This is a genomic window from Pseudoalteromonas sp. SG44-17 (assembly GCF_014164235.1).
Lineage (GTDB): Bacteria > Pseudomonadota > Gammaproteobacteria > Enterobacterales > Alteromonadaceae > Pseudoalteromonas > Pseudoalteromonas rhizosphaerae.
Genome location: NZ_JACJEV010000003.1, coordinates 73629 through 91744, shown reverse-complemented (window position 1 = coordinate 91744; position 18116 = coordinate 73629). Strand labels below are relative to the sequence as shown.

At 41.2% G+C, this 18116-nt stretch carries 15 protein-coding genes and 5 tRNA genes; 15 read left to right on the top strand and 5 right to left on the bottom strand.

The annotated features are described in order from the left end of the window. Window positions 1-2: 2 nt before the first annotated feature. From H5182_RS03270 to H5182_RS03255, 4 genes are all read right to left on the bottom strand, one after another. Window positions 3-857: an alpha/beta hydrolase gene (locus H5182_RS03270; RefSeq protein WP_182731146.1), complete on the bottom strand. Its 855-nt coding sequence runs from the start codon at window positions 855-857 to the stop codon at window positions 3-5. A 215-nt stretch (window positions 858-1072) separates the two neighbouring features. Next, window positions 1073-2317, bottom strand: a complete 1245-nt coding sequence (locus H5182_RS03265; protein WP_182731147.1) for a hypothetical protein — start codon at window positions 2315-2317, stop codon at window positions 1073-1075. Beyond that, window positions 2314-3150, bottom strand: coding sequence for an ABC transporter ATP-binding protein (locus H5182_RS03260; protein WP_182731148.1), 837 nt, complete (start codon window positions 3148-3150; stop codon window positions 2314-2316). Before H5182_RS03260 ends, H5182_RS03265 begins: the two co-directional genes overlap by 4 nt. A gap of 2 nt (window positions 3151-3152) precedes the next feature. Continuing rightward, on the bottom strand, window positions 3153-3527 hold the full coding sequence (locus tag H5182_RS03255; protein ID WP_145240826.1) for a GntR family transcriptional regulator: 375 nt from the start codon (window positions 3525-3527) through the stop codon (window positions 3153-3155). A gap of 93 nt (window positions 3528-3620) precedes the next feature. Between H5182_RS03255 and H5182_RS03250 the strand changes: the two genes are divergently transcribed. The 3 genes from H5182_RS03250 to H5182_RS03240 are packed head-to-tail and all read left to right on the top strand — an operon-like array spanning window position 3621 to window position 7015. Further along, window positions 3621-5141 (top strand): alpha/beta hydrolase, encoded by a 1521-nt coding sequence (locus H5182_RS03250; protein WP_182759517.1) that lies wholly within the window; start codon window positions 3621-3623, stop codon window positions 5139-5141. Between the two features lie 3 nt (window positions 5142-5144). After that, window positions 5145-5879, top strand: a complete 735-nt coding sequence (locus H5182_RS03245) for an ATP-binding cassette domain-containing protein (RefSeq protein WP_145240830.1) — start codon at window positions 5145-5147, stop codon at window positions 5877-5879. Continuing rightward, the gene (locus tag H5182_RS03240; protein ID WP_182759516.1) at window positions 5876-7015 is read left to right on the top strand and encodes an ABC transporter permease; all 1140 of its coding nucleotides are present in this window, start codon (window positions 5876-5878) and stop codon (window positions 7013-7015) included. Before H5182_RS03245 ends, H5182_RS03240 begins: the two co-directional genes overlap by 4 nt. Window positions 7016-7294: 279 nt before the next feature. On the opposite strand, the gene fldB is transcribed toward H5182_RS03240, so the two are convergent. Next, complete coding sequence (gene fldB, locus H5182_RS03235; RefSeq protein ID WP_149981789.1) at window positions 7295-7816, bottom strand: flavodoxin FldB; 522 nt, start codon at window positions 7814-7816, stop codon at window positions 7295-7297. Window positions 7817-7896: 80 nt separating this feature from the next. Between fldB and xerD the strand changes: the two genes are divergently transcribed. The 12 genes from xerD to H5182_RS03175 all read left to right on the top strand — a co-directional run bounded on the left by xerD (window position 7897) and on the right by H5182_RS03175 (window position 17961). Further along, entirely contained in the window at window positions 7897-8850 is a 954-nt protein-coding gene (gene xerD, locus H5182_RS03230; RefSeq protein WP_220491296.1) for a site-specific tyrosine recombinase XerD, read from the top strand. Window positions 8851-8914: 64 nt separating this feature from the next. Further along, a complete protein-coding gene (gene dsbC / locus H5182_RS03225; RefSeq protein WP_145240834.1) occupies window positions 8915-9643 on the top strand; it encodes a bifunctional protein-disulfide isomerase/oxidoreductase DsbC in 729 nt (242 codons plus the stop codon). A 75-nt stretch (window positions 9644-9718) separates the two neighbouring features. Then, complete coding sequence (gene recJ / locus H5182_RS03220; RefSeq protein WP_145240836.1) at window positions 9719-11440, top strand: single-stranded-DNA-specific exonuclease RecJ; 1722 nt, start codon at window positions 9719-9721, stop codon at window positions 11438-11440. A 154-nt stretch (window positions 11441-11594) separates the two neighbouring features. Further along, window positions 11595-12693, top strand: a protein-coding gene (gene prfB, locus H5182_RS03215; protein WP_145240838.1) for a peptide chain release factor 2 whose coding sequence is annotated in 2 segments (ribosomal slippage) — window positions 11595-11669 and window positions 11671-12693 — 1098 coding nt in all. Because the reading frame shifts where the segments join, the coding sequence is not laid out codon by codon here. A gap of 26 nt (window positions 12694-12719) precedes the next feature. Beyond that, window positions 12720-14255, top strand: coding sequence for a lysine--tRNA ligase (gene lysS / locus H5182_RS03210; RefSeq protein WP_182718004.1), 1536 nt, complete (start codon window positions 12720-12722; stop codon window positions 14253-14255). Between the two features lie 274 nt (window positions 14256-14529). Beyond that, window positions 14530-14712 carry a hypothetical protein gene (locus tag H5182_RS03205; protein WP_145240843.1) on the top strand — a complete coding sequence of 61 codons (183 nt, stop codon included), beginning with the start codon at window positions 14530-14532 and terminating at the stop codon, window positions 14710-14712. A 129-nt stretch (window positions 14713-14841) separates the two neighbouring features. Then, window positions 14842-14934, top strand: a tRNA-Ser gene (locus tag H5182_RS03200). Between the two features lie 37 nt (window positions 14935-14971). Continuing rightward, window positions 14972-15048: transfer RNA gene (locus H5182_RS03195), tRNA-Arg, on the top strand. A 45-nt stretch (window positions 15049-15093) separates the two neighbouring features. Continuing rightward, window positions 15094-15170: transfer RNA gene (locus H5182_RS03190), tRNA-Arg, on the top strand. Window positions 15171-15250: 80 nt separating this feature from the next. Further along, a tRNA-Arg gene (locus H5182_RS03185) sits at window positions 15251-15327 on the top strand. Between the two features lie 133 nt (window positions 15328-15460). Further along, window positions 15461-15537: transfer RNA gene (locus tag H5182_RS03180), tRNA-Arg, on the top strand. A gap of 1056 nt (window positions 15538-16593) precedes the next feature. Further along, window positions 16594-17961: an alkaline phosphatase PhoX gene (locus H5182_RS03175; RefSeq protein WP_182735270.1), complete on the top strand. Its 1368-nt coding sequence runs from the start codon at window positions 16594-16596 to the stop codon at window positions 17959-17961. Window positions 17962-18116: the final 155 nt, after the last annotated feature.

Below are 18116 nucleotides of genomic sequence, written 5' to 3'. Positions count from 1 at the left end.
TGTTATAAGCTGCTTGACGTTAATTGAGTTAATAATACCTCATAATGAGGCTTTAATTCAGTTCCATTTAGCGTATCGCCATGGTGTTTTCCAGATGCGATATATAATTGCTTTTGACTGGATGCAGCATGTTTGAATAAAGACTTTGCCAATGAGATTGGTGTTTGTGTATCATTTTCACCCGTTATAATTAGCAGCGGTGATTTATATTGTTTTACAATTTTAAGGTTATCAAACTCAAGTAAGCCATCAGAGTAGTTAATAGTGATAAAAGGTTTTGCGTACCAAGGAACTCTAGTGTCGGTCATTTCTTGAACATTAGTAATACTGCCTTCGAGTACTAAGCCATCAATGTTTCTTTTCGTTGTGACATAGCCTGCTATTACGCTTCCTAAAGAGTGTCCATGCAAAATAATTGGTTTGTTGTTAATGCGAGGATTCTGTTTTACGTAATCAAATATACTAAGTGCATCTTGCTTTAGGTTACTAACGGTAGGTGAGCCATCACTTTTTCCATAGCCACGATGATCAAACATCACTATATTTGTTTGTAGTGGCAATAGTGCCTCTAAGGGCTGTTTTGCAGCAATATCAACTCTGAACTGATTTCCCCCAAAGTAGACTATAGTGGCTTTAGCGTTTGCGACGGTTATAAGAGTTCCGCGAAGTTTAATGCCATCAAACGCTGTAATCTCAATAGGGTTTAAATTTGCTGTATTATTAATATTCTGGAGTATGGTTAGATCAATCCCCTGATCTGGTTTAATAAAGTGTGACTCCTTAACTTCTATTGTTGTACATGCCGTTAGGATCAACAGGGTCATCGATAGCAAGAGGTTTAAACAGAGAGCTTTCATTTTAGTTCCTTTAAGTTAAAAAACTAAGATGCCATTAAAATGAACTTTAAACAATAAAAAGTTATTGTTTTTCGATAATTTAAAATGCTGTTTATGAGTTTATTCTTCAGCAGCTAGAACTACCATGGGCAAATACTTTTAAATGGGCTGGGCGCCAATCACATGCCCTAAACTTTATTAACGACGAAGTTCAATTCAATGATTGGCCTTAATTACTATAAGTACCTAGCGGTTAAGTGATTTGCTCCCGCCATAGCTGTCGCATAGAGACTCATTAATACAAGCAGAGTTAAGCTATCACCGTGGTCAAACATATAGTTTGCTAGGCCCATATTTAATCCAAACGTTAAGCATAAAATTACACTTAGTAAGTTTATGTTTTTGCAAATATTACCGATCGCAAAGCTAAGTAGTAAACCAGCAGCACAGGCTAACGAGTAACTTAAAGCATTAACTAGTAACAACTCTTGGTTAGCAAGAGTAAGCGCAGCTGCTGTGCTAAAACACAGTAAAGCTACGAGTGCTGCTAATTTTAAAACACTGTAACTAAGTGCGACTTTTGCGCTGTAGCTAGTGTTGTAAATTGGTAGGGTAAATAACAGCTCCCATGAGTTTTGCTTTTGTACTTTGCTCCATAAACTTAATGTAACAATCGCGAATAAATTCAGCGTTAAAACAAAAATGGCCTGCTCAGTGATATTATAAAATAGATTCGCCACTACACCGAAAAAACATAAAAGTGTAATTAAAATAAGGTATTGAGAGAGTCCAGAGCCAACAAAGTAGCTAAGAGGGAATAACCCTTTATTAATTGAGCTGCCGTAATTTGATAAAAAACCACTGGGAACTGGCGACCAACCAGATTGCAGACCATTACGATAATTTAGTAATGAATCGGGGCGCCATTTGTACGCAGATGTAAAGCTTTTATGAAATAACACGATAGCAATAAAAGCAACGACGTTAACGGGTATTAGCCAAACTGGCAGTTGCTCAATAAGCACACACACTAAGGTAGCTATAAAGAAGCTGAAATAGCAAACAGAGGTAAATAAATGGCTGAATGAGCGATTTAAAAACCAGATAATAATGCCAACAAGATTGGCCATCGTGAGCGTTGCTAATAGATTGATATTGCCCGCAATTATGATACTCAAGATAGAAATTAAGTTACTCAATATAATGAATACTTTACCTTGAAACATCACATGTTTACGGTAACCAACAACTAAACTCTGCCATTCAGTGGCTTGCAAGCGAATACTTTGCCAAGCTATCGCGCTGTACATACAAATAATTGAAAACATGATCATTAGTCCGATCAGATCTTCAATACCTGTAGCTATAAGGCATAGTAATGTCGTTATAATTGCAGCGATGAAATAACTGGCACAGCCGACGTCTTTTAACCAAAAACTGACAGCACCTTGATACCATGGACATTTACTGGCTTGCATCATCCATGTAACTCCACAAACAGCTGTTCAAGAGACAGTGTATTGATTGCTAGAGCACCAACAACAGTTTCACCTGTATAGCCATAAATAATGGCACAATTTTGCTGCCTGTTAAGTACCTTGTATGCACTGAGATCAATCGTCGACTCTTTAAAGCTGACTTTTCTAACGGTGTCGCGAATGACATCTAATTCGTCGAGTAAAAGTAACTCGCCTTGTTTTATAAGTGCAATGTGGCTGGCGACGCGCTCTATGTCAGAGGTGATATGTGATGAAAATAAAATTCCGGAGCCCGAATCTATTGCTAAATCGAAAAGATCACTCATAAATTCGCGTCTAGCAATTGGGTCTAAGCTCGCCACCGGCTCGTCTAAAATAAGTAGCTGGGGTCTGTAGGCCATGGCCATAATAAGGGCCAAAGTTTGACGCTGGCCGATTGAGAGATCATTAATCGCATCCTTGCTATTCAATTCAAAGCGCGCGAGCCATTTTGCTTCTAATTGCATATCCCAATTTGGGTAAAAACTGCGATGTAATGCCAAAGCGTCAGCAATTTTAAAACCTTCATAACCAAACGTTTGCTGGGCGACATAACCAATTTTTTGTTTACTGCTGGCACTTAATTGATGACTTAATTCACCTAATGCTTGTACTTCACCCTCATCAGGCTTTACTAAACCCAGCGCGCTACGTAATAAGGTTGTTTTACCTGCACCATTTTTACCTAATAAACCAATCACCATGCCAGGCTCAACATTAAGGTTGATGTTGTTTAATATCAGACGTTGGTTGTAATGTTTAGAGACATTTTTATAGCTAAGAAGTGGTTGTGTCATTGTTATAATTCCCACCGTTTTTTTATTAGTTCGGTTAAAGTCGGTTGTGGCACATCGAGTTGTTTGGCTTGCTGAATAAGTTGATCGATAGCTTTAAAAAGTAAGCTCTCTTGTTGATCGGTTTGTTGTGCTGTTTTTTGTGCGACACGGGTTGCTTGGCCACGGCGTCGTTCTAACCAACCTTGATCCACTAACTGACCAATCGCTCTGGAAACTGTCATAGGATTAACAGCAAAGTGATCCGCTATTTTTCTCACGGACGGAAGCTCTTCACCTGCAGCTATTTGCTCACCTACAATTAAACGCACAATTTGTTCATGTAATTGCTTATAAATGGGATCGCCACTATTGGGGTTGACATTAATAAATTCTAGCATTACTCTTTCTCTACTGTATTAATACATTAATACACCGATACACTAAGTAATAAGTTATCACATTAAGTGTAAAATGCAAACAAGGGAAAAGTAATGAACAGCATATCAAATTGTTTTAATAGACTGATAATTAAAGTGGTGATGCCAATTTTAATGGTTGCATCAACTGCGTCATACGCAGAAAATAATCAAAATAACCAACCAAAACTGACGCCATGCTATATGGAAGGGCTGTCTGATCGATTGATGTGTGGCAGTATTGCTCAACCATTGTCAGATGATCCAAGCGAAGGGGAGATTGATATCCACTTTGCAGTTATACCTGCAATCAAGCCCAGTCATCCTGATGAAGCGGTACTTGGTTTTGCCGGTGGCCCGGGACAAGGGGCTATAGATTTAGCGAGAATATTTGACCATAACTTACGTTTTGCTCGCGAAACTCGTGACATAGTCTTGGTTGACCAGCGTGGCACGGGTTATTCACATCAATTGCAATGTGAAAGTGATGACCTAAAAACCCAGTTTGCTTTTAATGATGTGATTGCCGATCTTCAAGCCATGGGAGCAGAAGATACGCAAAAATGTAAAGCAAAGCTCAATATTGATTTGAGCAATTTTACTACGCCTGTTGCGGCAAAGGATTTTGAAGCTGTGCGTGTTGCTCTTGGTTATAAAGGCTTTCATTTATATGGGGTGTCATACGGCACACGTATAGCGCAAGAATACATGCGCCAATTTCCTAATGCTGTTTTAACGAGTACCTTAGATGGCGTTGTGCCAATGCAGCAAAGTCTGGCTGCCATAGGCGGAGCGGTTGATGGTTCACTGGCTGCATTATTCAAGCGCTGCGAAACTGATGCTTTATGCGCAGCCCAATACCCTAACTTAGCAAATAACTTTAATTCATTGCTTACGAGGCTTGAACAACAGCCTGTACAAACACAGGTTAGACACCCACGCACCAATGACCTTATTGATTTTACAATTACTAAAATGAAGCTTTACAGTGCGATACGATTTGCGCTTTACGGCCATGCACAACGTGCGATTGTACCAATGGTTATTGAAAAAGCACTAAGGGGTGACTATTCACCATTGGCTGGCATGATGGCGAATGTTGATTTAACACAATCTTTAGCAATGGGTATGCATAACGCCATCGTTTGTGGTGAAGATTGGCCACGCTTAACAACGCAAACCCGCGCTCAGTACAGTAAAACTTATATGGGCAAAGCAATGATTGCGGGGTTGGATATAGCGTGCCCAATTCTGAATGTAAAAGCCGTTGACGAAACATTTTATCAGCCGCTAAAAACCAGTACGCCAACGTTACTTCTTTCTGGTGGACGCGATCCTGCTACACCTGCAAGTTGGGCCGAGCTTGCGATGGTTGAGATGACAAATGCCACCCACTTAGTTGCACCGACTGCCACCCATGGCATTGGCTCACAAACCTGTGCGCCGAAAATCATTGCCAAGTTTATCGACCAGCAAAGTATGCAAGACATTGACAAAACCTGTATTAATGATGCAAATGACAAACCGTTTTTTATGAATATTAACGGCGTAGCCGTTGCCAATAGCCACCCAGCTGATGCAGCTAACAAGGAGTAAGTGATGATTAAAGTAACCAACCTAAATAAGAAGATTGGCGATGTTAATGCGCTAAATGGTTTAAGTTTTACTGCACAGGACGGCAAGATAACTGGCCTCCTAGGGCCAAATGGCGCAGGTAAAACCACTTGTTTACGCACCGTATTTGGATTGTTAAAGGCTGATAGCGGAAATGCTGAAATTGACGGCATTGATGTTGCCAAAGAGCCGATGGTAGCAAAGCAAAAACTAGGATTGTTTCCTGATCCGTGTGGCTTGTATGAGCGATTAACACCAAGGGAATACATTACTTTTTTTGCCCAGCTCAGTGGTCTCAATGCCAGTGATGCAAAACAAGCGACAATAGATGTGATAAATAAATTAGCTATGAATGATATTGCCGATCGCCGTTGCCAAGGCTTTTCGCAAGGCCAACGGATGAAAACCGCCTTAGCACAAGCCGTGGTTCATAACCCATCAAACATTATTTTAGATGAACCAACCCGTGGGCTTGATGTAATGAGTACCCGCATATTAAGAGAGCTGTTGCTGTTATTAAAGGCGCAAGGGCACTGCGTGTTATTTTCATCGCATGTTATGCAAGAAGTTGCAGCGTTATGTGATCACGTGGTGATCATGGCCAATGGTCAAGTGATTGCACAAGGTTCAGTGGCTGAGCTGTGTGAACATGCAGGTAAAGAGACATTAGAAGAAGCATTTGTCGCCTTAATTGGTAGTGATGAGGGGATTGCAGCATGATTAATTTATTAACAGTGTTATTTAAAAAAGAAGTGATGGATGCCAGCCGTGATAAACGCTCGATAATGGCGGGGCTGTATTATGCGATAGGTGCACCAATTGGTGTGTGCTTATTAATGAGTGTTTTGCTACAGCAATTAGCATCGCCTGAAGCACTAAAAATTAATATTGAAAATAGCGATAGTGCACCAGGACTTATTGCTCACCTTAATAGTCGTGATATTTTTGCCAGTACTGATGCTAATGAGCGTAAAGATATTACTTTATCAATCAGTGATGACTATCAACAAAAAATGAGCGAAGGGCGCCCAGCTACGGTAACGCTAATTGCAGATAAATCTGATGATAAGTTGCGTAAACATATCAACCAAGTTGAAAAAGCAATAGCATTGTACAGCTCTGAAATAGCGAGCCTGAGATTAGTCTCTCGTGGTGTGGATCCGAGTTTGATGCGTGCAATCGTGATTGAAGTACATGATCAAGCTACACCTGATTCAAAAGGTGGCATGATTTTGGGTATTGTCGTATTAACACTTATTTTAGCTTTATTTTACGCGGCGATGAATTTGGCAATTGATACCAGTGCGGGTGAGCGAGAGCGTAATTCTTTATCGTTATTGTTGAGTCATCCATTACATAGTTTACATATTGTGCTTGCTAAAATAGGCGCTATCACCACGTTTTCGATGTTAGGTTTAGTGGTTATTTTAGTTGTCTCTAAGTTTTCGTATGCAATGGTGCCGTGGCAGCAAATGGGCTTTAGCATCACTATTACCCCTGCGTTTATGTTATTTAGTATCGCGATATGCCTACCTATCGCGTTGATGTCGGCAAGCTTACAAGTGTTTGTGTCTTTTATGGCTAAGTCATTTAAAGAAGCGCAATCTTACGTCACTATGGTGTTATTTATCCCAATGGCGTTAAGCATGATAACTACTTATGATATTGCGACAGATAAGGTGCAGTGGTTGCCGATAGCAGCACAGCAGTTTGCATTAATGGAATTTATTAAAGGTAATCCCATTCCTATCCCGCAGTTACTGCTATCAACAGTGATCACACTGGTATTATGTGCAGCCTTTAGTTTTTTAAGCGCGCGTATGCTGAAAAGTGAAAAAGTGGTATTTGGCTTGTAAGCTATTGAGTTGGAAATGAATCAGCGACCTAAAAGGCCGCTGATTTATTTTTGAGGGATAACTGAGCTGTTTAGAAGCAGAGTAAGTTATTAATAGCAGTTTAAACAAGCAGCTTGGATAAAGTTTATAGCGTACCGTTGGATATAAACTTAGTAATTAGTTGTTGTTTCTTAAATAGAATTGCCACTGTTGCAAAGCAACACCTTGATATTAAGCCCTTATGAAACCGTAAGCTCTGCATTTTGAGGCGGTTTGGGTATCAGTGTTACGCAGCGAGATTTATAATGTCTCGCTGTACTCAGTCATGATCTGTTCAACCCAGTTAGCGATACGCTCATCACTGTGTTCGTATTGGCTGTCTTCATCAAGGGCTAAACCAACGAAGTGTTTGCCATCTTCGGTGAGTGCCTTAGAGGCTTCAAACTCATACGTGCTGTCGTTCGGCCACAATCCTAATAAAGTATATTGTTGGCTACTTATTTCATCATGTAACATACCAAGTGCATCTTGAAACCATTGACCATAACCTTGTTGATCGCCCATACCAAATAAAGCGATGGTTTTGCCATTGAGATCAACATCTTTAATGTCGTCCCAAATCGACTCCCAATCTTCTTGTAACTCGCCAAAATCCCATGTGGAGATACCAAAGATGATAAAGTCGTAATTTTCTGCATTTTTTAATGGTTCATCTTTGATGTTATGCAGGCTGACAATGTCTTGACCGATAATATCGCGAATTTTTTCTGCTGCTATTTCTGTATAGCATGTGGTAGAACCATAAAATAAACCAATTTGCATCGTATTTATCACTGTGTATTTGCCTGATATGATAGGCTGAAGTTTACCGTAAGGTATTATTAATTGATACCTTGATAACTATGAGAATAACTGTGACCACGTTACCTGATCATGAGTCATTAGACTCAGCCATTACAGATCACGACGAACTACTCGGTAATAGTGATTATCTTGAATCTTTTTTAGATAACCTCTATTTAGAACAACACGTAAGCGATAACACTTTATCTGCGTATCGCAGCGACTTGGATAAATTTTGCCACTTTTTAAAAGGTCAAGATTTGCTCACCGTGAGTGGCCAAGATATTGAAAGCTATTTAGCGCATCGTGTTGATTTAGGTTTAAAGCCTCGCAGTACGGCGCGCAGTATTAGCGCGTTAAAGCGCTTTTACCAATACTTTGTGCGTGAAAAACACATTACTGATTCGCCAATGGTAAATATTGCTCAGCCTAAAGCGGGCCTATCATTGCCGAAAACATTGTCAGAAAATGAAGTTGAAGCACTTTTGGCGGCGCCTAATGTTGAAGAGCCGATGGGATTGCGTGATAAAGCTATGTTAGAGCTATTATATGCAACGGGTTTACGGGTTAGCGAGTTAGTTGGGTTGCGTATTGAACAAATTAATTTGCGCCAAGCGGTGGTGTTTGTTAAAGGTAAAGGTAATAAAGAGCGTTTGGTGCCGCTTGGCGAAGAGGCTATGTATTGGCTGGAGCAATTTTTAAAAGTGGGGCGCGCGCAAATGATCAAGCATGCCACCGATTTTGTGTTTCCGTCAAAGCGTGGAGTCGGTATGACTCGACAAACTTTTTGGCATCGTATTAAACACTATGCTATTTTGGCAGCAGTTGAATCGCCTTTATCGCCCCATACGTTGCGCCATGCGTTCGCAACACACTTACTAAATCATGGTGCTGACCTAAGGGTTGTACAGATGATGTTAGGGCATAGTGATTTATCAACCACACAAATTTATACCCATGTAGCTAATGAACGGTTAAAATTGGTACATCAGCAACATCATCCGCGCGCTTAGTGAGAATTTTTTCGTACTTCGGCGGTCTGAGTAGTTAAGAATTATCAGGATATAAGAGAACATTATGAAAAAGTTAGTATTAGCCGGTGCGATATTAGGCACCAGTATAAGTGCGTTTGCCAATGGCGTTGCAGCCATTCCTGATGCCAACGATCCAATCGTGACTAAGTTTGCAGAGCTAGGTGTTACTGTTAAGCAAATTAGCCCAAGCCCAGTGGCCGGTTTAAAAGAGTTGATCACTGATAAAGGCGTGCTGTATGCAAGCGCAGATGGTCAATACTTAATGCAAGGCACCTTGATTGATTTAAATAACCGTAACAATCTAACCGAGCAAGCGCTTAATGGCGTTCGTAAAGAAGGCCTAGCGCAATACGAAGACTCAATGATTGTTTACAAAGCTAAAAATGAGAAACATAGCATAACTGTGTTTACTGATATTAGCTGTGGTTATTGCCGTAAGTTACACCGCGAGCTTGATGATTTACTTGAAGCGGGTATTACCGTTAAGTATTTAGCGTTTCCACGTGGTGGTTTACAAGGCTCAGGCTATGCAGATCTAATGAATGTTTGGTGTGCTAAAGATCAACAAGAAGCAATGACAGCAGCAAAATCGGGCGCTGATACAAAAGTAATGGCCGGTTGTCATGCCCCAGTTGCAGAACATTATCAGCTTGGCCAAAGTTTTGGCATTAGCGGTACACCAGCAATTATTTTAGAAGATGGTACGATGATCCCAGGTTATCAGCCTGCGGCCGCATTAGCTGCTGCGTTAGACGCTAATAAATCGTCATAGTATTATGCTTTTTATAAAAAGGCCGTTAAGGCCTTTTTTTGTCTTTATTCCTTAATCTAAAAGTACCGCGCCTGCATGAAAAAATTAATTGTTGCTCGTGATCATCATGATGATTCACACCTGCCAAGCCATTTGCACCCTGTTATTAAACAAATTTATGCCAGCCGCCAAGTTAATCATGCCGATGAGCTAAATAATAGCGCAGCCACTTTACATGACTTCAAATTATTTAAAGACATAGATAAAGCCACCGCTTTACTTCAACATGCTCTGCGAGCGCAAAGTAAAGTGCTGATCGTGGGTGATTTTGATGCCGATGGCGCAACCAGCACCGCTACCTTAATGCAAGGCTTAGCGATGTTTGGTTTTGCTCATTTAGACTATTTAGTGCCAGACAGATTCAGCTTAGGCTATGGTTTAAGTCCCGCGTTGGCCGAGCAAATAGTCACTATGGCACCAGATCTAGTGATCACTGTTGATAATGGTATTTCCTGTATTGCTGGCATCGCAATTGTAAAAGCCGCGGGCATTAAAGTGCTGGTTACCGATCATCACTTGCAAGGCGAACAACTACCCAATGCTGACGCTATCGTTAACCCTAATCGCCATGATTGTGAGTTTCCATCAAAATCAATCGCAGGAGTCGGGGTTGCATTTTATTTATTGATTGCGCTTAGAAGTGCATTGCGTGATGTTGGTCATTTTGCGCAGCAACCACCGCCTAACTTAGCCGATCTGCTTGATATTGTAGCGCTAGGTACGGTTGCTGATGTGGTGGCACTGGATGCCAATAATCGCACCTTAGTTCACCAAGGTCTAGCGCGAATTCGTAGCGGCAAAACACGCCCAGGTATTACAGCGCTGATTGAGGTCGCTAATCGTAACGCAGCGCGTTTAAGCGCCAGTGATTTTGGTTTTTCGCTTGCACCACGCTTAAATGCCGCTGGGCGTTTAGATGATATGAGTTTAGGCATAGCTTGCTTACTTGCTACTGATATCAATCAAGCGCGACGCATAGCCGCTGAGCTGGATAGTTTAAACCATGAGCGTCGAGAGATAGAGCAGGGCATGCAACTTGAAGCACAAGCCGTGCTAGATAAGCTTGCTTTTAGCGATGAACAAACACCTGATGCTATCTGTTTATATCAAGAAGACTGGCATCAAGGTGTGATCGGTATTTTAGCGGGACGTTTAAAAGAGAAATACCACCGCCCAACAGTAATTTTTGCTGGTGGCGACAACGGTGAAATAAAGGGCTCTTGCCGCTCGATTGAAGGCTTGCACATGCGTGACTTGCTTGAGCGCTTAAATACCTTGCATCCACATTTGATCAGTAAATTTGGTGGTCATGCTATGGCGGCCGGTCTGAGCATTAATGAGCAGCACTTTAGTGAGTTTAAACGTGAGTTTGAGCAGGCGGTAAGTGGGCAGTTAAGTGAAGAGCATAAACGCTGTATTATCTTAACCGATGGCGAGCTTGCTGATGACTGCTTTAGCATGGAGTTTGCAAATGTACTCAAACAAGCAGGGCCATGGGGGCAGCAATTTCCAGAACCCGTGTTTGAACACACTTTTGAACTCGTACAGCAGCGCATTGTTGGTGAAAAGCACTTAAAGCTGGTATTAAAACACCGTTCAGGGCGTTTGGTTGATGCTATTGCCTTCGGTATTGATGTGCGCGAGTGGCCTGATACTGAAGCGCGCTTGGTGAAATTGGCCTATCAGCTCGATATTAATGAGTTTAGAGGTAAATTTTCATTACAGTTAATTGTCCGTGAGCTGCAAAAAGTAGCTTAAAAAATATCTATTATCGATGCATAAAGTACTAATAAAACGCACGGTTTTTTGTTAAAATCGGGCGTTTTATTATTTAAAGCGAAATTTAAATAATTATTAGCATAATTTTACCTGGCGATTAGCCGCGTAAACCAGCCATTTTGGAGTAATGTACATGTTTGAAGTGAATCCTGTGATTAATCAAATCAAGGAAATTCGCGAACGTACTGAACTGCTTCGGGGGTACCTTTGACTACGCTCTTAAACAAGAACGTTTAGAAGAAGTTAACGCCGAACTTGAAGATTCAGCCGTATGGAATGAGCCCGAGCGAGCACAAGCACTAGGTCGTGAAAAGTCAGCATTAGAAGCGGTTGTTGAAACTATCGATAATCTAGTAACTGGTACTGACGATGTTGAAGGGTTGCTTGAACTTGCAGTTGAAGCAGAAGATGAAGAGACCTTCAATGAAGCACAAAGCGAACTGACAGACCTAAACGAACAGCTTGAAGGTTTAGAATTTCGTCGCATGTTCTCTGGCGCACATGACGCAAATGATGCTTACCTTGATTTACAATCAGGCTCAGGCGGTACAGAAGCTCAAGACTGGTGTAACATGTTATTACGCATGTATTTACGCTGGGGTGAAGCCAAAGGCTTTAAAGTTGAACTGGTAGAGGCCACTGACGGTGATGTTGCCGGTATTAAAGGCGCAACCGTGCGCTTTGTTGGTGAATACGCGTATGGCTGGTTACGTACAGAAACTGGGGTTCACCGTTTAGTACGTAAAAGCCCATTTGATTCAAGTGGCCGTCGTCATACCTCGTTTGCTTCTGCATTTGTTTATCCAGAGGTTGACGATAATATTGAGATTGATATTAATCCGGCTGATTTACGTATCGACGTATACCGTGCATCAGGCGCGGGTGGTCAGCACGTAAATACCACAGAATCTGCGGTACGTATTACCCACGTACCGACAAATACGGTAGTGCAGTGTCAGAACGAACGCTCTCAACATAAAAATAAAGCACAAGCGATGAAGCAGTTAAAAGCGAAGTTATTTGAGCTTGAGCTACAGCAGCAAAATGCTGAAAAGCAAACCCAAGAAGATGCCAAATCTGACATCGGCTGGGGCAGTCAAATACGTTCATACGTACTTGATGATGCGCGCATTAAAGATTTACGTACCGGCGTTGAAAACCGTAATACCCAATCGGTACTTGACGGCAATTTAGATAAATTTATTGAAGCCAGCTTAAAATCTGGCCTATAACCACCAAGCTAAAAAAGAGCTAAAAAATGACTGATCAAATCCAAGACGAAAATAAGTTAATCGCTGAGCGTCGTGGCAAATTAGACGCTATTCGCGCCAATTGCCCTGCTAACGGTCATCCAAATCAATTCCGTCGTGAGCATTACACGGCAGACTTACAGGCCGAGTTTGGTGATAAGAGTAAAGAAGAATTAGTAGAGCTTAACCATGTTGTGTCTATCGCGGGTCGTATCCTAGCTAAACGCGGACCATTCTTTGTAATTCAAGACATGAAAGGTCGTGTGCAAGCGTATGCATCAAAAGATGTCCAAAAAGATCTGAAAGAAAAATACGGTCAATTAGACACTGGCGATATCATTGGTGTTAAAGGCGCGCTTAATAAATCAGGTAAAGGCGATTTATACGTAGAAATGACAGAGTATCAATTACTGACTAAGTCACTACGTCCACTTCCTGAAAAATTCCATGGCTTATCTGATCAAGAAACTAAATATCGCCAACGTTATGTTGATTTGATCACTAATGAAGCAACCCGTGAAACGTTCCGTATTCGTTCACAAGTAGTTGAAGGTATTCGTCGCTTCTTAGCAGATCGTGACTTTATGGAAGTTGAAACGCCAATGCTACAGGTTATCCCTGGTGGTGCATCTGCGCGTCCATTCGTGACTCATCACAATGCCCTTGATATCGATATGTACTTACGTATTGCACCAGAGCTTTACTTAAAACGTTTAGTGGTAGGTGGTTTTGACCGCGTATTTGAAATTAACCGTAACTTCCGTAACGAAGGGTTATCAACGCGTCACAACCCAGAATTCACTATGATCGAATTCTACCAAGCCTACGCTGATTACATCGACCTGATGAACATCACCGAAGACATGTTGCGTACTGTTGCAACTAACGTATTGGGCAGCCCAATCGTTGTTAATACGACTAAAAACGAGAACGGCGAAGTGGTTGACTCAGTAGAGTATGACTTTGGCCAACCGTTTACCCGTTTAAGTATGGCGGATGCGATTTTAAAATATAATCCTGAGTTTGATGCTGCAGTATTCAATGATCCAGAAAATCACTTTGACGAATTAAAAGCGTACGCAAAGCAAGTGCACGTTAAAATTCCTGAAAATTGTGTGTGGGGCCCAGGTAAGTTCTTATGTGAAATCTTTGAAGAAACAGCAGAGCACATGCTTATTCAACCGACTTTCATCACCGGTTACCCGTGGGAAGTATCACCACTTGCTCGTCGTAACGATGAAAACCCATTTGTTACTGACCGTTTTGAATTCTTTGTTGGTGGCCGTGAGCTTGCAAATGGTTTCTCTGAGCTTAATGATGCACAAGATCAAGCCGAGCGCTTTACTCGCCAAGTGGAAGAAAAAGACGCCGGCGATGATGAAGCAATGCACTACGACGAAGATTACATTCGCGCGCTAGAGTATGGCCTTCCGCCTACGGCAGGTGAGGGGATTGGTATCGACCGTTTAGTGATGCTATTTACTGACTCATCAACAATTAAAGATGTTATCTTGTTCCCGCATATGCGCCCACAAGCTGACTAATGCTATGTTAGATTAAGTTGATATTATAAACGCCGCTTTAATAGCGGCGTTTTTGTGTCTGTAGCGGGTCCCGCCAATGGAAATTATACTGGCAATAATAAAATTTTAATTTTAACGTATTGAATTATGTGAAAATAAAAATTAATTATATAAAATCATCAAAATGAACGAGCATTATTTCTAAGTTTAGCTAAACTATTGACTGAAAAAACAGCATAAAGCATGGTTTTTTAAACTCACGTCAATCTAAAGGACTTATATAAACGGATTTTATATGAAAGATAATAAACCTGATTCACCCTCTGAAGTACTCAGTATTGAATTACAAAGAGAAACCTATTATCGAGCATGTATTGCTGAATTTCAGCAATTAGGCTACCAAGATCAATATCTCGAACAATTAACTGACGAATTAGTGCCTGTTCTCGGTGTATCCGCTGATATTAAAACCTCTTAATTTGATTAACGATTAAACAAAGTTGACTCTTTTTTGGCTGTTATGGGTGTTCTCTAACCATACAGTTACTTTAAACAAGAAAAGTGTTTGACATATTTTCTGAAATCTTTATTATACGCCCCACAAGACGGAGAGGTGGCCGAGTGGCCGAAGGCGCTCCCCTGCTAAGGGAGTATAGGGTTTGTAGCTCTATCGAGGGTTCGAATCCCTCCTTCTCCGCCATTTATTTTATAAATGGTTATCTTGTAAAGTAAAGAATGGGCGCATAGCTCAGCTGGATAGAGTACTCGGCTACGAACCGAGCGGTCGGAGGTTCGAATCCTCCTGCGCCCACCATCCTTTACTTATTAGTAAGAAACTCGAATTAGAGTATAAAAAAGTGGGCGCATAGCTCAGCTGGATAGAGTACTCGGCTACGAACCGAGCGGTCGGAGGTTCGAATCCTCCTGCGCCCACCACTTTTTATTTACTACTGAGAGTTATATTAGTTATTGCATACTAATATGTCAGAGAAGACATTAAAATCAAAATAGAATGTGGGCGCATAGCTCAGCTGGATAGAGTACTCGGCTACGAACCGAGCGGTCGGAGGTTCGAATCCTCCTGCGCCCACCACTTTCTATTAGTGTTAATTTATAAAGAGCCCGACACATGGTCGGTTTTTTATTTTTAAAATTCGTAATAAGCTTTGTTATTAATTAGCTTAATGCGTCAGTCAAAGTAAGACTTTAAAATCAAAATAGAATGTGGGCGCATAGCTCAGCTGGATAGAGTACTCGGCTACGAACCGAGCGGTCGGAGGTTCGAATCCTCCTGCGCCCACCACTTTCTATTTAAAGGTAACCGACGAGAGTCGGTTTTTTTATGCCTGAAATTTGCCTCATACTTAAAAGTATAAACCACCAACCGATCGGTCAGAGGTTCACTCTTTGAAGATACGTCCTGCGCTCACCACTTTCTATTACTATTAAAGTTAATAGAAGATAACCGACGAGAGTCGGTTTTTTTATGCCTGAAATTTGTCCCGTACTTATAAAAGTATAAACCACCAACCGAGTGGTCGAAGGTTCACTCTTTGAAGATACGTCCTGCGCCCACCACTTTCTATTTAAAGGTAACCGACGAGCGTCGGTTTTTTTATGCCTGAAATTTGCTGTAGGCTCGGGTTTATCCCGCGCTTTTTAAAGTTGAAACCACTAACTGATCGGTCGAAGGTTCACTCTTTGAAGATACGTCCTGCGCCCACCACTTTCTATTTAAAGGTAACCGACGAGAGTCGGTTTTTTTATGTCTGAAATTTGCCTCATACTTAAAAGTATAAAACCACCAACCGATCGGTCAGAGGTTCACTCTTTGAAGATACGTCCTGCGCTCACCACTTTCTATTACTATTAAAGTTAATAGAAGATAACCGACGAGCGTCGGTTTTTTTATGCCTGAAATTTGCTGTAGGCTCGGGTTTATCCCGCGCTTTTTAAAGTTGATACCACCAACCGAGCGGTCGGAGGTTCACTCTTTGAAGATACGTCCTGCGCCCACCACTTTCTATTACTATTAAAGTTAATAGAAGATAACCGACGAGAGTCGGTTTTTTTATGCCTGAAATTTGCCTCATACTTAAAAGTATAAAACCACCAACCGAGTGGTCGAAGGTTCACTCTTTGAAGATACGTCCTGCGCTCACCACTTTCTATTACTATTAAAGTTAATAGAAGATAACCGACGAGAGTCGGTTTTTTTATGCCTGAAATTTAATAGATCAAGTGTCAATGAGGTTTGCTTTGAGATATGACAATTGTATGAACTTTTTATGGAGGCCGTTTTTATAGGATAATTTCATTTATTATATGCCTGTTATTTTATCTCATTATGAGTTTTACGATGATCTCTAGAAGACAATTTATTATTAGTGCCGGTACACTCGCTTTTATGGGGCTTTCTCGTAGTACTTTTGGCAAAGTACCATTTCTTGACGTGAGTGAGCATTTAAGTGCCTATGGTCCGTTAGTGACTGATCCTAACAAGTTACTCGATTTACCAGCAGGGTTTAGCTATCAAGTTCTATCAAAACTGGGTGATAAAATGGATGATGGCTTTACAGTGCCAGATAAAGCCGATGGTATGGGCTGTATTGCCCTTGATGATGAGCGGGTTGCATTAGTCAGAAACCATGAATTAAAACCAACTGATTTAGCAAAAGCAGATGTTAGCTTACAAACGCATAAAACGTCATTTGCTTATGACACTACTGCGCAAGGTGTTGCTTTGCCAGGAGGCACAAGTCATATTATTTATAATTTAAAAACCGGTAAAAAAGAGCAAGAATATTTGTCACTCACTGGCACGATCCGCAATTGTGCAGGTGGTATTACCCCATGGGGTAGTTGGCTTACTTGCGAAGAGACTGTTCTGACTAAAGCGGATGGCTTTAATAAAGATCACGGCTATATTTTTGAGATACCAGCCAACGCTAAAGGACTAGTAAACCCTGAGCCTCTCAAGGCAATGGGGCGGTTTAATCACGAAGCAGCTGCTGTTGATCCAACAACCGGTATTGTTTATCTGACAGAAGATAAAGGCGATAGTTTATTTTATCGTTTTATTCCTAATGAATACGGTAAGTTGAGTAAAGGCGGTAAACTTCAAGCTATGATGATTAAAGCACAGCCACAGTTTGATACTCGTAATTGGGTTACAGGGGTAATGCCTTTACAACACAATATGGCCGTTGAATGGGTTGATTTGGCGCAACCTGAAAGTCCAAAAGACGATTTAAGAATACGCGGCCACAAACAAGGCGCTGCACTTTTCGCTCGTGGTGAAGGGATACATTGGGGTGAAAAAGAACTTTATTTTTGTTGCACTAATGGTGGTCAAAAGCAGCTTGGTCAAGTGATGAAGTATCAACCATCAGCATTTGAAGGAACAGATAAAGAGCATTTAGCTCCAGGACACGTTCAACTATTTGTAGAAAGCACAGATAAGTCGTTATTTAACTTTGGTGATAATCTCACTGTTGCACCTAACGGGCACTTGATCGTTTGTGAAGATCAGTATACCGACGTGGTTGATAACCATTTACGTGGCGTAACACCTAGTGGTGATGTATATAATTTTGCCCGCTTAACAGCGCAAACCGAGTTGGCGGGAGCTTGTTTTTCTGCTGATGGCAACACCTTATTTGTTAATGTGTATTCACCAACAAAAACATTAGCGATCACAGGACCATGGCAGAGTTTTAAAGGCTAACTGGTGATTATTTAATGCTTATATACAAGTGCACTATGGCTATTTAGTAGTGCTAAGTGAGTTAATTTAAAATGCAGCCTTGCTGATCCGCTTCATACCTTAAAGTATAAACCGGATCAGCAAAGTGTTTAGCTCAATTATTAGTAACAATAACC

Bases quoted from the DNA above. Each gene is read 5' to 3' on its own strand.
- H5182_RS03270 (WP_182731146.1), bottom strand. From the start codon at position 857: ATGAAAGCTCTCTGTTTAAACCTCTTGCTATCGATGACCCTGTTGATC.
- H5182_RS03265 (WP_182731147.1), bottom strand. From the start codon at position 2,317: ATGATGCAAGCCAGTAAATGTCCATGGTATCAAGGTGCTGTCAGTTTT.
- H5182_RS03260 (WP_182731148.1), bottom strand. From the start codon at position 3,150: ATGACACAACCACTTCTTAGCTATAAAAATGTCTCTAAACATTACAAC.
- H5182_RS03255 (WP_145240826.1), bottom strand. From the start codon at position 3,527: ATGCTAGAATTTATTAATGTCAACCCCAATAGTGGCGATCCCATTTAT.
- H5182_RS03250 (WP_182759517.1), top strand. From the start codon at position 3,621: ATGAACAGCATATCAAATTGTTTTAATAGACTGATAATTAAAGTGGTG.
- H5182_RS03245 (WP_145240830.1), top strand. From the start codon at position 5,145: ATGATTAAAGTAACCAACCTAAATAAGAAGATTGGCGATGTTAATGCG.
- H5182_RS03240 (WP_182759516.1), top strand. From the start codon at position 5,876: ATGATTAATTTATTAACAGTGTTATTTAAAAAAGAAGTGATGGATGCC.
- fldB (WP_149981789.1), bottom strand. From the start codon at position 7,816: ATGCAAATTGGTTTATTTTATGGTTCTACCACATGCTATACAGAAATA.
- xerD (WP_220491296.1), top strand. From the start codon at position 7,897: ATGAGAATAACTGTGACCACGTTACCTGATCATGAGTCATTAGACTCA.
- dsbC (WP_145240834.1), top strand. From the start codon at position 8,915: ATGAAAAAGTTAGTATTAGCCGGTGCGATATTAGGCACCAGTATAAGT.
- recJ (WP_145240836.1), top strand. From the start codon at position 9,719: ATGAAAAAATTAATTGTTGCTCGTGATCATCATGATGATTCACACCTG.
- lysS (WP_182718004.1), top strand. From the start codon at position 12,720: ATGACTGATCAAATCCAAGACGAAAATAAGTTAATCGCTGAGCGTCGT.
- H5182_RS03205 (WP_145240843.1), top strand. From the start codon at position 14,530: ATGAAAGATAATAAACCTGATTCACCCTCTGAAGTACTCAGTATTGAA.
- H5182_RS03175 (WP_182735270.1), top strand. From the start codon at position 16,594: ATGATCTCTAGAAGACAATTTATTATTAGTGCCGGTACACTCGCTTTT.